This window comes from Nocardia sp. NPDC049526, from assembly GCF_044465765.1.
Lineage (GTDB): Bacteria > Actinomycetota > Actinomycetes > Mycobacteriales > Mycobacteriaceae > Nocardia.
In genome coordinates this window covers 343,959-358,675 of the sequence record NZ_JBITMA010000002.1, presented here as the reverse complement: position 1 = coordinate 358,675, position 14,717 = coordinate 343,959, and the positions used below count along the sequence as shown (strand labels likewise).

General features: G+C 64.6%; 11 protein-coding genes and 1 pseudogene. 6 read left to right on the top strand and 6 right to left on the bottom strand.

Annotated elements, in window-relative coordinates; genetic code table 11:
* Positions 1-150: 150 nt before the first annotated feature.
* Entirely contained in the window at positions 151-2,766 is a 2,616-nt protein-coding gene (locus ACIBW7_RS06295) for an ATP-binding protein (RefSeq protein WP_397044695.1), read from the bottom strand.
* 13 nt (positions 2,767-2,779) lie between these two features.
* Positions 2,780-3,172 (bottom strand): hypothetical protein, encoded by a 393-nt coding sequence (locus tag ACIBW7_RS06290; RefSeq protein ID WP_397044693.1) that lies wholly within the window; start codon positions 3,170-3,172, stop codon positions 2,780-2,782.
* Positions 3,173-5,249: 2,077 nt separating this feature from the next.
* Between ACIBW7_RS06290 and ACIBW7_RS06285 the strand changes: the two genes are divergently transcribed.
* Positions 5,250-6,599: a serine hydrolase domain-containing protein gene (locus ACIBW7_RS06285; RefSeq protein WP_397044691.1), complete on the top strand. Its 1,350-nt coding sequence runs from the start codon at positions 5,250-5,252 to the stop codon at positions 6,597-6,599.
* Between the two features lies 1 nt (position 6,600).
* On the opposite strand, the gene ACIBW7_RS06280 is transcribed toward ACIBW7_RS06285, so the two are convergent.
* Positions 6,601-6,936 (bottom strand): PaaI family thioesterase, encoded by a 336-nt coding sequence (locus tag ACIBW7_RS06280; RefSeq protein ID WP_397044689.1) that lies wholly within the window; start codon positions 6,934-6,936, stop codon positions 6,601-6,603.
* Between the two features lie 55 nt (positions 6,937-6,991).
* On the opposite strand from ACIBW7_RS06280, the gene ACIBW7_RS06275 reads away from it, so the two are divergent.
* The 5 genes from ACIBW7_RS06275 to ACIBW7_RS06255 all read left to right on the top strand — a co-directional run bounded on the left by ACIBW7_RS06275 (position 6,992) and on the right by ACIBW7_RS06255 (position 10,436).
* The gene (locus ACIBW7_RS06275) at positions 6,992-7,147 is read left to right on the top strand and encodes a DUF305 domain-containing protein (RefSeq protein ID WP_397045734.1); all 156 of its coding nucleotides are present in this window, start codon (positions 6,992-6,994) and stop codon (positions 7,145-7,147) included.
* Positions 7,110-7,229 carry a DUF305 domain-containing protein gene (locus ACIBW7_RS06270; RefSeq protein ID WP_397044687.1) on the top strand — a complete coding sequence of 40 codons (120 nt, stop codon included), beginning with the start codon at positions 7,110-7,112 and terminating at the stop codon, positions 7,227-7,229. Before ACIBW7_RS06275 ends, ACIBW7_RS06270 begins: the two co-directional genes overlap by 38 nt.
* 66 nt (positions 7,230-7,295) lie before the next feature.
* Entirely contained in the window at positions 7,296-7,793 is a 498-nt protein-coding gene (locus ACIBW7_RS06265) for a hypothetical protein (protein WP_397044686.1), read from the top strand.
* A 106-nt stretch (positions 7,794-7,899) separates the two neighbouring features.
* On the top strand, positions 7,900-9,027 hold the full coding sequence (locus ACIBW7_RS06260; protein WP_397044685.1) for a PLP-dependent cysteine synthase family protein: 1,128 nt from the start codon (positions 7,900-7,902) through the stop codon (positions 9,025-9,027).
* Positions 9,024-10,436, top strand: a complete 1,413-nt coding sequence (locus ACIBW7_RS06255) for an MFS transporter (protein WP_397044683.1) — start codon at positions 9,024-9,026, stop codon at positions 10,434-10,436. The genes ACIBW7_RS06260 and ACIBW7_RS06255 overlap by 4 nt, the downstream gene beginning before the upstream one ends.
* 149 nt (positions 10,437-10,585) lie before the next feature.
* On the opposite strand, the gene ACIBW7_RS06250 is transcribed toward ACIBW7_RS06255, so the two are convergent.
* The 3 genes and pseudogenes from ACIBW7_RS06250 to ACIBW7_RS06240 form a co-directional block, all read right to left on the bottom strand.
* Positions 10,586-11,407 (bottom strand): YceI family protein, encoded by an 822-nt coding sequence (locus tag ACIBW7_RS06250; protein WP_397044681.1) that lies wholly within the window; start codon positions 11,405-11,407, stop codon positions 10,586-10,588.
* Positions 11,404-12,195 (bottom strand): collagen binding domain-containing protein, encoded by a 792-nt coding sequence (locus ACIBW7_RS06245; protein WP_397045732.1) that lies wholly within the window; start codon positions 12,193-12,195, stop codon positions 11,404-11,406. Before ACIBW7_RS06245 ends, ACIBW7_RS06250 begins: the two co-directional genes overlap by 4 nt.
* Before the next feature lie 102 nt (positions 12,196-12,297).
* A pseudogene (locus ACIBW7_RS06240) lies at positions 12,298-13,656 on the bottom strand (MFS transporter); the annotation flags it as partial.
* Positions 13,657-14,717: the final 1,061 nt, after the last annotated feature.

Below are 14,717 nucleotides of genomic sequence, written 5' to 3'. Positions count from 1 at the left end.
TCGAAGGGCGATCTGCGCGATAACGCGTTGGTAGGGGGATCGCTGCTGCTGAACCTCGAGCAGTATGTCCGAGCGGTCGCGTCCGTCACGAGTCCGAATACGGTGCGGGCAAACCATCCGACGCGAGATCGGCTCGAATAGCCGGATCGGTCAGTGGATGTCGCGCGCGTGCCGGTCTGGTGGGAGACGGGATTCCAGCTCGGCGAGATATGCGGAAGCGGTATCGACTTCGGGGACGCCGAGACGGCGATAGATCTCGGTGGCGCGGCGAAGCTCGGTCACGGCTGTGGAAGTGTCGCCGAGGCGGGCACTGCTGCGTGCGGAACCGTCGAGAGCGCGGGCCTGTTCGCGTTGGCTGCCGATGTCGCGGGCCAGTCCGACGGCATCGGTGAAGGCGGTCAACGCCTTGGCCGGTTCACCGGCAGCGAGCAACACTGTCCCGATTTCGTTGAGTGCCGCGGCTTCACCGGAGCGGTGCCCAAGCTCGCGGAAGAGGACGAGGGCCTGTTGATGCAAGTCGGCGGCCTGCGCATGGTCTCCTGTCCTCTGGCGCACGAGGCCGAGGTTGTTCAGGGCGTTCGCTTCGCCGAGTCGGTTGCCGAGTTCCCGATGTAGGGCCAGGGCCTGCTGTTGTAAGTCGGCGGCCTGCGCGTAGTCGCTGGTGCGCATGCGCATGAGTCCGAGGTTGGTGAAGCTGTTGGCTTCGCCGAGTCGGTTGCCGAGCTCTCGATGCAGGATCAGGGCCTGCTCATGTAGGTCGGCGGCCTGCGCATAGTTCCCGGTCCGCTGGCACACGAAACCGAGGTTGTTGAGGGCGTTGGCTTCGCCGAGGCGGTAGCCGAGTTCGCGATGCAGGGCCAGAGCTTGCTGTTGTAAGTCGGCGGCCCGCGCGTAGTCGCCGGTCTGCATGTGCACGAGGCCCAGATTGCCGAGACTGTTTGCTTCGCCGAGGCGGTTGCCGATCTCCCGGTATACCGCCAGGGCCTGTTGGTGCAGGTCGGTAGCCTGATCATGGTCTGCGGTCCGCAGGAATACCAGACCGAGGTTGCCGAGGCTGTTTGCTTCGCCTTGGCGGTTGCCGATTTCTCGGTAGTGGCCAAGTGCCTGTCGGTAAAGGGCGGCGCTCCCGCTATGGTCCCCGGTTTCTTTGCGTAGGTTGCCAAGGCTGACAAGGGTGTTGGCCTCGCCCAGGCGGTTGCTGATTTCTCGATAGCGGCCGAGCGCCCGCTGGTACAAGTCGGCGGCCTGCCCGTAAGCCCCGGTCCGCCAGTATGTGTCGCCGAGGGCGCCAAGAGCGTTGGCGTGTGCGAGCCGGTCACCGAGGTGTGCACTGGCATCGGCGGCGCGCTGGTGCAAGTCCCGCGCCAGCGGCCAGGGTCCGTCGCGTTGCAATAACCCGGCCACCACTTCGGTCAAGGTGACCATCCGGCCAGGGTCGCGGCCGGTTGTGTGTTCCAGGCAGGCCAGCAGGTTGGCGCGTTCCCTGCGCATCCATGCCAATGCCCGCATCTCCCCGAATTCCGGCACTTCGACACCACCTATGGTGTTGGCGGTGGGGCGGGCTTGGCGTGTCAGCCGCGCATCTGCGGCTGCGGCAGTGTGCTGGTAGTAGTTCAGCAGCCGATCCATCGCGTCGATGGTGTCGTCTGCCGCATCTGTGGTGGTGAGCGTGCGGGCGTAGACACGCAGCAGATCGTGCAAGCGGTAGCGGCCCCGCGCTGTTTCGTCGAGGAGGTGGTCGCTGTACAGAGCCTGCAATTCCCGCCGTGCAGTCGTGACATCGACCGCGGCCAGTGCTGCGGCAGCGGAAGCGTCAAGATCCGGGCCCGGGTGCAGGCCCAAGCGGCGAAACAGCAATCGCCGCTCGGGTGGCAATTCTCGGTAGGACAGGTCGAACGCGGCGCGGACGACCGAGCCACCAGCATCGAGTTCAGCCAGCCGGTCCGTCGCCGCGTCGAATTCCTCGGCCAGCTCGGTGATTTCAGCTGTCGTCCAGTCCGGGTGGTGCGCAATGCGCCCGGCCACCAGCACGACCGCCAGCGGCAGACATCCACACAACTCGGCGATTCGCCGCGCCACGTCTCGCTCGCCGTCGCCAAGAGAGCCACGATGGGCGACTGTGCGAAACAGGTCCGCGGCGGAGTCCACGTCGAGAACCCTCAGCGCCAGCGGTTGCATATCCTTCAGCAAGAGCAAGCGCCGTCGACTTGTAACCAGAGTCAGGCAGTCGGGCCCACTCGGGACGAGTGGCTCGATCTGCCCCCGATCGGCCACATCGTCGAGCACGATCAGTGCTTTCTTGGTCGCCAGCCGGTTACGCCACAAGTCCCGACGCCCGGTGAGGGTGTCGGGAATGTTCCGCGGATCCAAACCCAACTCGATCAACAACCCGGCCAATACATCCGACGGATCCGCGGCCTGTCGTCCCGGAGTGTGTGCGTGCAACTCGACGAAATACTGCCCATCGGGGAAACGCATCGCCAGTTCGTGTGCGGCGCGGATGGCCAGCGTCGTCTTCCCGACCCCGGCCAGACCGTCGATCGCGTAAATCGACACCGCCCGGCTCCCATCGGCCGCAGCCAGAATCTGCCGCAGCTCCCGATCACGCCCCAGGACCGTACGCGAATCGGCGGGAAGGCTGGATGTGATCGGCTGCCGCGGCGGTGGCGCAGCCTCATGGTGGTGGACGCCAGCGTTGATGGTGCCGGTGTTGTCGCCGACCACGTTCACCTGCAGGGCATGGTCGCGGGCCTCGAACTCGGGCACCGGAATTCCTTGATCAGTTGATATTGATGGTGCCGGTGTTGTCGCCCCGGATATTGACCTGCTTGGCGGTGTCGTAGGCATTCGCAATGAATGCTTCGACGGTCCGGTCCTGCCGTGCGGTGGCCACAAGGTGTTGGAGGTCGGCGGCGAAGCCGGGATCGGACCGGGCGGCCGAGGTGATCACCTCGGCCGCGGCCACCTGGTTCTGCGGCGTTGGATCCTGATCCAAAGCTGCTAGGGCAGTGGGGGTTTCACCTTCATCACTGCTGAACTTTTTGGCAATCAATTCGCGTAGCCGGGTGACGGCGTGCAAGCTGCTGGCAGCCGTGGTCTGGGCGAGTTGTTCGCCGAACTTCGATGCCAGCAGCGCCGCTGCCGCGATACCCAGTGACACCGGATCGATCATGACCTGCCTCCTGAATCCTTCAGCCCGAGACCGACTTCAAGGCTAAGGCTTGCCCGCTCACGGTCGTAGTCGATTCCGTCACCCCGACAACACGACATGCAACGGTCGGCCGCAGCCGAGCACGTCGGCACGCGGTTGAGACGGCCACAGCCACAATAAGTTACACTGTCCGGCTCGCTTTGGCGTGCACCAGCATTCAGCACTCGAGCCCCCACTAGCCGTACAGCACCAGCCGAGTCCTTTCGGCGGAGGGGTTTCGATGCCAAGTGAACCTCCAGGGCTCGGACCGCCACCAGGACAGTCGGCACTCATCAAACGTCAAACCGCGATGCAACTGCTTGTGTACCCTCACTGCCATGACTTTGGAGTGGGGTACGGGTCAGCCCCCGTCCGCGGCTCAGATCCAGCACTCTGATCCGCGAGGACGAATCCTCACGACTCGAGCAGCCAACCGAATCACGTAAGCCAAGGCTGCGGATGTTTGTCGCCGGTCGCTGCTGGGCCGTCCGGGTTATCGTGTCCTCGACGTGACATTGCGGATGAGGTGGAGCAGGGCGCGAGCAGTGGCTGGTGTGAGGTCGGGCGGATCCTTCGGGACATCGACTCTGAATTCGGTTGCTCTCGCGTCGTCATGCGATGGGCGTGGGGGAGTTGATCGAGTGGTCACCACCGAGGAGTCGACCGGGCGAACGTTCCGCATAAGGGCCCTTCGGATCGGCGTGGCGAGCGGAGCCGTGGCGAGGATTGTGTGATGGCCACGCCCGATATCCGCAGAGCTGGAAAGACTTCCGTGATATGACTTTCCTGATTCGTCGGGCCGACGTGCCGGTTTCTCAGGGTTCTCTCAGCTGAATCCGAATTGAACCCAGACATGGCTCCGACTTGCGGTTCTGAACTGATTCGGATCGACGCCGTCACTCACCCTTCCTGCGTAACGGCAGGTAGAGCGGGGACGTGTCGTACTGCTGTGTCCAGAGGGGGTATCGGCCAGTACGCCAACCTGCTGCAACAGCGGCCAGAGCTGGTGGGGTCCCGGAATTTCTGATGTGCTGCTGCTGCCCGATAATCCGGTGGGCGACATTATTTCGGATGATCCGGCCTGTACGTCGACCTTGCTAGTGCAGTCAACCTTTTTGTCTGCCAGCACTATTCGTCGACGACATAAGGTTTCGAAGTCGCAACGTGAGAATTCGCCATCGTGCTCGTTGGTTCGATCGTCGCACCGGGCTGGTTTCGTGGATTTGCTGTATTGCAGGCAGCGGCACCGGCTCTGGGTCCGGCGTAGCCGGATCCTGTTTGGGTGGAGTCTTTCCTGCCTTCGCGATGACCTCTCTGGCTGCGTCCTCGGCGCGGTTGCGATGCCGCATGCCCGAAGCCCAGAAACACAAGAAGAACGTGAACATTGCGATTCCTAGACCGGATTCCGTCCAAAGGAGTGCCCACTGGATGTACTTCCAATCGTGGGCGACTGATTGTCCGAAGGCTGCGTAGATCCCCACTGCGTCGACAATTCCAGTGAATCCCAAGACCAGTAGAGCGGCAAGAGCGTAGTAAAGATTAAGCAAAGCGGCGTGCCAGCGATTCGCATGCCCAGCGTCGTAGAAAAGCTCCGTTGCGTGGAGTCCGATGTTGGACTGGCGCATTGCGTTTCGGCTTCGGCGCAGTGGTGGGGAGAAGGGGAGTGGGGATACTGTGCGCATGCGGTTGCCTGACTGTGCAACCCGTCTGCTGATTCTCCCTAACCCATGAAACTGAATCCGCCCGGTGAGTCCGGAGACTGAGATCGAGGGTCGGAACGCGGTGGTCACCTCCGCGCCGACGACCAACTCACGCAAGCCCCGAGCCCACAGCGCGCGATCCAGAGGCCGCGGTGTCACTTCCCACGGCGTCAGTGCTACCCGGACGCGCGATCCTCGCCTCCGGCACTGGATGGTTCGCAGTACGGACACGCCGCCGATGTCCTCCAAGAGGAATCTTGGAATATTCGACGTCGAGCGGCACGTCCGGTTTGCATTCGGCTGAACCGTATTCAGCCTGTCGTCCGCTCTGGCGCTGTCAGGGGCGATAGCCTCGAGCTATGGGTCGCATCTACAGATTCCTAGCCGGAACTGCGGCGGTATCGCTGGTCGCGTGGAGCGTTTTCGCCGGGGGTGCGCAGGCCGCGCCCGCCGAGCAGCTGTCGTGTGAGGTGTCGTCCGGGCGGGATCCGGAACGGGCGGCGCCGGAACAGGTTGGACTGGATTCGGGACTGCTCGCGGACGCCTTGACGTTCGCGAGTGGGCGTAATCGGTTTAATGTGCAGGTGTTCCGGCACAACTGCCTGATCGGTGAGGGGCCGACGAACGACGAGACCGGCAATGTCGCATGGAATATCTGGAGTGCGACGAAGAGCGTTGTCTCCCTGCTCGCCGGAATAGCCTGGGATCAGGGGAAACTCGATATAGAAGCGCCGATCGATCGGTATCTGCCACCCGGCCTCGGTGATGCGCAGCATCGGTCGATTACCGTCGAGAATCTGCTGACCGAATCGTCCGGCCTAGCGGTGGGTCTACTTACCGAGGGGATCACTGGGGTGATTCCACTCGATCCGAATAGTGCAGTGCAGGCGCTCGGGGTGCCGTTGGTCAATCCGCCGGGCGCGGTATTCAGCTACAGCGAGCGCGATGTCGATTTGCTCGCCTATGTCATCGAATTGGCCGTCGGGGCACCGCTGCAGCAGTTCGCGCAGCGTGAGCTTTTCGATCCGCTCGGCATCGAACGCGGCGACTATTACTGGGCGCGCGATCGCGCCGGGCACACCTATGGATACGCCCATCTGATGATCCCGCCGAACGATTTCGCGAAGCTCGGCCTGTTGGTGAGCAATAACGGACGCTGGGGCACACAGCAACTCGTCTCCGAGACCTATCTACGCATGGCACGACAGCCGTCACCGGCGAACAAGTGCTTTGGCTACCTGTTATGGATCGGCCTCGGATGCGAAGAGTCCCACGACTTCCAGCCCGCCGACGTGTATATCATGGTCGGACTCGGCATGCAGAACGTATTCATCGTGCCGAGTCTGGATTTGACGGTGGTGTGGACCGGAGTTTTCGGAAGTGTCAGCAACCAGGGCATTACAGGGGCCCTGCAGGACACCACGGAGCTGCCGCACGAATTCTTCCGCCGATTATTCGCGGCATTCCAAGACCATCCGGTGCCCGATCCCGGTCCGTATGTCGAACCGCCGCTGCGCGCGGATCCGAGCCGGTACGTGGATACGAATCTGCTGCTCGCGGTCTTCGGCATCGGGCCCGCGGCCTATCCGGGCTGCAATGTCTTCAGCTGCCTGAACTACCCGCTGGCGCCGCCGTTCGCGGATACCGCGCCGGGCTGCGTCCTTCAAGCCTGCCTCGGTCCGGACCCACGCACGCCCGGCATCCGCTGAATCACATGCCGAAGAAAGGGGTATCGCCTTCCTTCGCACCGTGCGCGAAGAAATAGTCCGGCGAGACGGCGACGAACGGAGCCTTGCCCTCGGCGTCGAGTGCACCGTCGTGTTCGAGGCGAGCGTGGATATGCAGTTTGCGCTCGCCTTCGCGCCGATAGAAGCTGGCGGTCACGCTCATCGGTGCGGGGCGTACATAGTTCACCTCCAGCCTGGCGGTGAACGCTGGGCACACGGTGGTCGGCACGGTACCGGCTGCCTCGTCGAGGATCGCGGCGATGACCCCGCTGTGCGCTACGCCCGGTGCGCCCTGGTGATGTCGATGACCCCCCCGCACCCCCGGCGCCGGGGCGGATACCGCGCACAACGACGCGGATGTGACGTTCCTGCAGATGATGTATCCGCATCACGCACAGGCTGTGGAGATGGCGGAGCTTTTACCGACCCGTTCACAGAGCCAGCAAGTGCGCGACCTGGCCGCGAATCAACCATCACACCGGGGCTATCGACATGGCCGAAACCGAACAGGCGACCGGGACGAACCCTGAGGCCGAAAAGCTCGCCGACAGCATCATTTCCGCTCAGCAGAGCGAGATCGACCAGATGAAGGCGATGCTCGGGCAGAGCTGAGCGGCCCCATCAGACGCGCTAGGTGGCGGGGCGCGCAGCGTGCTCGGCCCGTTCCGCTGTTCTCGGGTGATTGATGCCGAAGCTGGTCGGTGCTGTGCAGGGGCAAACCCGTTTGTTACTCACTATGATTGGTTCACTGTGAGCGTCAAAAGTCGATTGCGTCGCGGTAGCTATGTTGCGGCACTGCTGATGGCAGTGTTGCTCGTAGCGCCGATGATCGACTGCGCGCTGTTGGGTGACGCTGGACATCTGCATCCAACACCTGCGGTGTCCGCCGGGCCTGCCACACATTCTGTGTCGGCGGATCTCGAGCATGGGGTCATCACCATTTTCGACGATGACTGTGGGCCGCATATCGTCCACTGCCTCGTCAAATCAATGCTGCCCGGCACTGCGGCCGGCCTGCTGCTGGTACAGCTGTTGACCTTGATCCTGGCTGCAGTCGCGGTTGTCGCGACCGCTCTGTGGTCCACCGGCGCTGGTATGCGCGGCCCGCCCGTGGCGTATCTGCCCGTTGTCGATGGGCGCGACATTCTCACGCGGTTCTGTATCTCGCGACGCTGATCGGTCAGCGCCAAGCCGACGCCGTGCTGTGTTGTCGGCTGGTGTTCGCTGCCCGCTCACGTCTTCGCCGCCTTGTTGCGGCGGTCTCGATACAGGAAGCGACAAAATGAACAAGGCTGTGCTGCACAACCCCAGGCAGATGCCGACGGCTCTGGTCACCGTGCCGGATGCTGCTCGGCAGCCGCGCGAGTTGGTGGGAAATACCCCGGTGCTGTGGGTTGGCGCGCCGTTGGCCCCCGCAGGTCGAGGGTTCTGGGCCAAGCTCGAAGGATTCAATCCCGGCGGCATGAAGGATCGCCCGGCGCTGCACATGATGCGCCGCGCCGAGGAACGCGGTGACCTGGCGCCGGGGGCGCGGATCATCGAATCCACCAGCGGCACACTCGGTTTGGGTCTGACACTGGCAGGGATGGTTTACCGGCACCCGGTCACCGTGGTGACCGATACAGGTCTGGAGCCCATCGTCGCGCGGATGCTCGCGGCCTATGGGGCGCGGGTAGATCTGGTAGCGCAGCCACATCCGACCGGAGGCTGGCAGCAGGCACGCCGCGACCGGGTGAACGAACTGCTCGACCGGGAACCCGATGCGTGGAGCCCAGACCAATACAACAATCCGGACAACGTCGCCGGTTACGAACCCCTGGCGCTGGAGCTGATCGAACAGCTCGGTTCGGTCGATGTGCTGGTGTGCGCGGTGGGTACCGGTGGGCATTCGGCGGGGGTGGCGCGGGTGCTGCGCCGGTTCAACCCGGATCTGGAGCTGATCGGCGTGGACACGGTGGCCTCGACGATCTTCGGTCAACCGGCGGGTCCCCGCCTGATGCGGGGCCTCGGATCCAGCATTTACCCGAGCAATGTCGACTACGACGCCTTCGACGAGGTGCATTGGGTGGCGCCGTCGGAGGCGGTGTGGGCCTGCCGCGCCCTGGCCGCGACGCACCACGCCTCCGGTGGCTGGAGTGTCGGTGCCGTGGCGTTGGTCGCGGGCTGGGCGGCTCGCACCCGCGATGACGACGCTCGGATCGCGGCGGTGTTCCCGGACGGGCCGCACCGCTACTTCGACACCGTCTACAGCGACACCTATTGCGGCGAGCACGGTCTGCTCGATGCTGCCCCGCCGGTGGAACCGGACACCATCGCGCATCCGGCCGAGCGGGTGGTCCGTTCCTGGACTCGATGCACCACGGTCGTCGATCCGCGCCACTCGGCCCGGGTCGGGGGGTCGGCCTCGTGACGGTGTTGAGGAAGTTCCGTAGCTTCGACCTCGCCGCCAGGTTGTTGATGGTCAACCAGTTCGGCATCAACCTGGGCTTCTACATGCTGATGCCCTATTTGGCCGGGTACCTGGCTGGTCCGCTCGGTTTGGCGGCGTGGGCGGTCGGGCTGGTACTGGGAGTGCGGAACTTTTCCCAGCAGGGCATGTTCCTCCTCGGTGGCACCCTGGCCGACCGGCTCGGCTACAAACCGCTGATCGTCGCGGGTTGCCTGCTGCGCACCAGCGGTTTCGCGCTGCTGGTGTTCGCGACCTCGCTGCCGGGGTTGCTGATCGCGTCGGCGGCAACGGGTTTCGCCGGCGCGCTGTTCAATCCGGCGGTGCGCGCCTACCTGGCGGCCGATACCGGAGAGCGCCGGGTGGAAGCGTTCGCGGTGTTCAACATCTTCTATCAGGCGGGCATCCTGGCCGGACCGCTGGTGGGTTCAGCACTGATGGCGCTGGATTTCCGGGTGACTGCGGGCGCGGCGGCGGTGGTGTTCGCGGCGCTGACGGTGGCGCAGTTGTTCGCGCTGCCCGCGCGCCGGGCCGAGGTGGCGATCGAGAAGACCCGAGTGCTCGACGATTGGCGCACGGTAGCCGGCAATCGGCGGTTCGTGTGGTTCGCGGTGGCGATGATCGGCTCGTATGTGCTGTCGTTCCAGGTGTATCTCGCAGTGCCGTTGCAGGCGGAATTCGTCGCAGGCGCACGATCGCAGCTGCTGGTGTCGGCGGTGTTCGTCGTGTCGGGAGTGGTGGCTGTGGCCGGGCAGTTGCGTATCACCGGATGGTTCGCGGCGAGGTGGGGTACCGGGCGCAGCTTGGTCGTCGGGATGGGAATTCTCGCGGCGTCGTTTCTGCCGTTGATGGCGATCCCTGATTCGCAGCGATTCGGTACCGCCGCCGCGGTCGCGGCTCTGCTGGTGTCGGTCGCGGTGCTGGCCGTGGGCACGGCGGCGGTATTTCCGTTCGAGATGGATACCGTCGTATCCCTGGCCGGCGGAAAGCTGGTCGCGACGCACTACGGCTTCTACAACACGGTGGTCGGTGTCGGCATCCTCGCCGGCAACCTCGCCACCGGCGCGGTCGTCGGAGCTGCCCGTGACCGCGGCGCGGACTGGGCGGTGTGGCTCGGGCTCAGCCTCATCGGTGTGATCGCGGCCGGCGCATTGCACCGGCTCGACCGGCCCCATCCCACCTCGCACAGCACAGTCCACACCGGCCCCCACCACCCGCACACCGACATGGCGGAGCCGACCGGGCGAACGCCAGAGACAGGCCCTCATCGAACGCCTGCCAATGCGAAGGCGGATTGGGTGCCGACTATTGAGTGTCCCGAAGGCGACGGAGGCCGCAGGTATCCGTGGCCGACCAGGGCGGGGCGGCGATAGTACCCGCCCACGTCGAGGTTGGTACGAGACGTTCCAGGCCGTACACGCCGCAAGGAACAGCGGACGGGCGCCCGGTGACCCGGGCGCCCGATCGGTCCTCATGACGATCGCGATGGAATTGCTTCGATGACCTTGCAGTGGCGCTCGGCCTACATCGCCGGGAGTTGTTCCCCTTGCACCACCTCGATGTCCAGGTCGATCTTGACCGTGGTTCCGATCGCGGCTACCCCCGCGCGGACTACCGCGTTGTAATCGATCGCGAAATCGTTGCGGTGCAATAGTGTTTCGGCATGGAATGCGGCGCGCACGCCGCCCCACGGGTCTGCTCCGAAGCCACCGTAGGTCACATCGAGATCGACCGAGCGACGCTGCCCGTGCAGGGTCAGCTCGCCCGACATCACCCAGGTGTCGGCGCCGCTACGACGCAGCGCATTGCTGGTGAATGTGATCATCGGATAACTGTCGACATCCAGGAACTCGGGCGAACGCAGGTGGTTGTCGCGCATTGAGATTCCGGTATCGATGCTCGCCGCCTTGATCTCGGTGTGACCCGATGACTGCTCGAATGGTTCGGCGATATCGATCCTCCCGCTCACCTCGGCGAAGCGGGCCTTGATGCTCGCGATGCCCAAGTGGCGTGCGGTGGCGATCACTGTGGAGTGCATCGGGTCGATCATCCACGGTCCGGGTGGCGGCAGCTCGACTACTCCTGCCGCCAGTTCCAGGGTGATCTCACCGAGCAAACACCTTCCCTCCGAAGATATCTGGGCGGTCCGTGCCACCGGCTGGTACCCCGCTGCAGTGAGTACCGCAGTGTGCACCCCTGGGGGCAGCACCTCGGTGGCCACTGCTCCGGTCTCATCGGCGACCGCACGGGCGATCTGGCGCCCGCTCATGTCTGTCACGGTTAGCACGGCGTTCGGCACCGGCCACCCCTTGGCGGTGCGAATACGGGCAGTCAACCCGGTCATGAGCGGTCGTCGAGGTCGTAGCCGAGCCGAACATCGTGGCGGACTTCTCCGCCCGAGACGGTGACTTGGCTGGTCACCGGTGGGTAGCCGCGTGCGATGACCGTGTACTGCCCTTCGAGCAGATCTGGCACGACATAGCGGCCGTGCTCGTCGGTGCGTGCCGTGGCAGTCGGATTGCCTGTCGCGTCGAGCACCGTGATCTGAACGTCTGGTAGCACACGGCCGCCGTCGGCCGATGTCGATCCGGCCAGTACGGCCATCGGGGAAAGCTCGACGTCTTGGCGCAATAGACCACTCTCCGGCACGGTCAAGGTGGTTGCGTTGGGGCGCATGTGTTCGGCGGTGGCCACCAAAGTGTAAGTGCCCGAACCCAAGCCATGGTAGACGTACGTGCCGTCGTCGGCCGCGATGGCCGCGCCGACGACCTCGCCCCGCAGGTCGGTCAGTGTGATGGTGGCGCCAGGCAGCGGCTCGCCCTTGCCGACCGCGCGGACCACACCCGACAGTTCGCCGCCGCCCATCAGTGTGAGATCCAGTGGCTGTGGTCGCTGGCCAATGGCCACATTGACGGCTGCGGGCAAGTGTCCTGTCGCCGACACGATCAATACGTAGTTCCCTGCTTCGGGTGCACTGATCGTATAGCCGCCGTCGGCGGCTCCGGTTGCTCGCGCGACCTGATGGCCATGATGGTCGATCAGGGTCAGTGCCGCATCGGGCACCGGGCGGCCGTCTTCGCGGTGGATGCGGCCATCGAGCGACCCACCGCCGAAGTCGGCCCCGGTGAACACGGCGGGAGGAGTGGTCTGCGACAAGGCGCCGACCGTGTGCGGACCGTGACCGTTCTGTTCGATCGACGTGTGCCTGGCGACCGGCGTGGCCGGCACCGGCTCAGGCTCGGATACGGTCTGGACTGTCGCCTTGCGCATGGGAATGCAAGCAGACAGAGCGAGTGCTGCCAGGGCCGCCACCATCGCGATGAGGAAAGTGGTGTGGAACCCGTCGCGCGATGGCAACAGATGCGGCCCGAACTGAATGGTCATATGCGCGAGCACCACACTCATCACCGCCGCTGAGGTCGAGGTTCCGATCGAGCGCATCAACGAATTGAGGCCGTTGGCCGCGGCGGTCTCGGTGATCGGCACCGCGCCCATGATCAGCGCGGGCATCGCCGCATACGCCAGGCCGACGCCAGCGGCCACGATCACCGATGCGAGCATGATCTCCCAGACGCTGTTCATCAGAACCACCGCGCACAGGTAGCCGACGGCGATCACCGCCGAGCCGAGCGCGAGGGTGACCTTTGGACCCTGGCTAGCCGATAGCCGCGCCGACACCGGCGAGAGCAGCATCATCACGAAACCTGTTGGTGCCAATACCAATCCGGCGCTGACCATTGATAACCCGAGGCCATACCCGGTCCGCTCCGGTGCCATCAGCAATTGGGGGAAGGTCAGCGACATGCCGTAAAGCGAGAACCCTACGGCGATGGAGGTCACGTTGGTGAGCAGCACTCGTGGCCGCGCCGAGACGCGCAGGTCCACCAACGGCGAGCGCTGCCGCAGTTCGTAAGCGCCCCAGCCGAGTAACACCACCACCGACACCGCGAAGAGGATCAGGATCCGAGTGCTGGCCCAGCCCCAGTCCGCGCCCTTGGTGATCGCGATGAGCAGTGCCAGCAACGCGACCGACAGGCCGACCGCGCCGCCCAGATCGAATCGCGCGGGCGTGCGCACCGGCGATTCCGGCACGAACGCGAAAACCGCTGCGGCACAGAGGACGCCGAGCCCGGCCGAGGTCCAGAACAGCACGTGCCAGTCCGCGTTCTGCGCGATCACAGCCGCGGCCGGCAGACCAATCGCGCCGCCGACGCCGAGCGTGGCGCTCATAATCGCCATCGCGGAACCCACACGCTCGGCGGGCAATTCGTCGCGCATGATGCTGATCCCCAGCGGAATGGCGCCGACCGCGACGCCCTGCAGCGAGCGACCGATGATCTCGGGCACCAGCGCGGAGAAGGATCCACAGACCACCGAACCTGCAACCAGCAGAAGCAGATTGGCGAACAGAATCCGGCGCTTGCCGAACATGTCGCCGAGGCGGCCGCTGATCGGGGTCGACACCGCACCGGCCAGCAGGCTCGCCGTCACGACCCAGGAGGCATCGGACGCCGAGGTGCTCAGCAGAGCGGGTAGCGACGGGATGATCGGAATGACCAGGGTCTGCATGAGCGAGACCACGATACCGACCATGCCGAGTGTGGAGATGAGTAGAGCTGGCGTGGGATGGCGCAGGTCACCGGAGTCCGGGACGGTCGAGGGCGCCGCGGCGGCAGCAGTCACATGTGTACGATACATGTTGTGTGCATCATGCACAAGATCGCCAAGTCCTGGAATCGCGAGGGCGCCGTGTGGCGCGGTTGATTCGAGTGGCGTGAGAGACCTTCGCCCGCCAGCCGTCGCGGCAGCTCCACCAAAAAGGAAAGCCGCAGGCTCGGTGACCCTAGCGCGATGATCAGGGACGGGGTCCGATCGACCGGGTGATCCGTCGGGCGCGAACGATCCTCGTTGTGGCGCAGTGGGTGCCGTCGGCGCGAAGCGCTCATTGGTCTGAGGCGTAGCCGCCGTGCCATCAGCGGTTCAGTATGGCGAGTTGTCGTTCCGTGAGGGGTCCGGCCAGTTGTTCCTCGACCTTGTTGAGGTAGGCCAGTTCTTCGGCAGTTCACGCGCGGCCGTCCTCGGCGTTGTCGGTCAACGATTGCTCGCTGCTGGGGTATCCGCTTGTTGCCGGTAGCGGCGGTGACTGTCGCACTGGCGTAGTGCGTTTAGGCCTCGGCGCAGTGGTGGGGAGAAGGGGAGTGGGGCTACTGTGCGCATGCGGTTGCCTGACTGTGCAACCCGTCTGCTGATTCCCCCTAACCCATGAAACCTTATTTTTGGGCGGTGGTGTCACCATTCGTGGTTGTCGAGGATGGACGGTCGGTCTTGGACAGCCGGTGGCCGACACCTACCTTGGATAGCTGTTGTGGAACTGGGGTTTCGCCGTCGCCAGCGGCGTGCGTGAGTAGCTCTTGTCGCACGATGGGGTGGCGTTCTGTCTGAATATCTTGTGGGCCCGAGGCATTGAGCTCGAGATCCTGGCTCCCAGCCGGTCAATTGCAACGTGACGGTGTCGGGGTGATTCCAAGGCCCACTGAGACTTCGGGTGGGAGCTGGTTGTGCCCGCGCCAACCTGGATGATCTAGCCGGACAGGTCCCGTCGAGTCCTCGACGGCGTCTTCTCCGCGCTCACTTGTTATCCGCCGGGTAGCTGT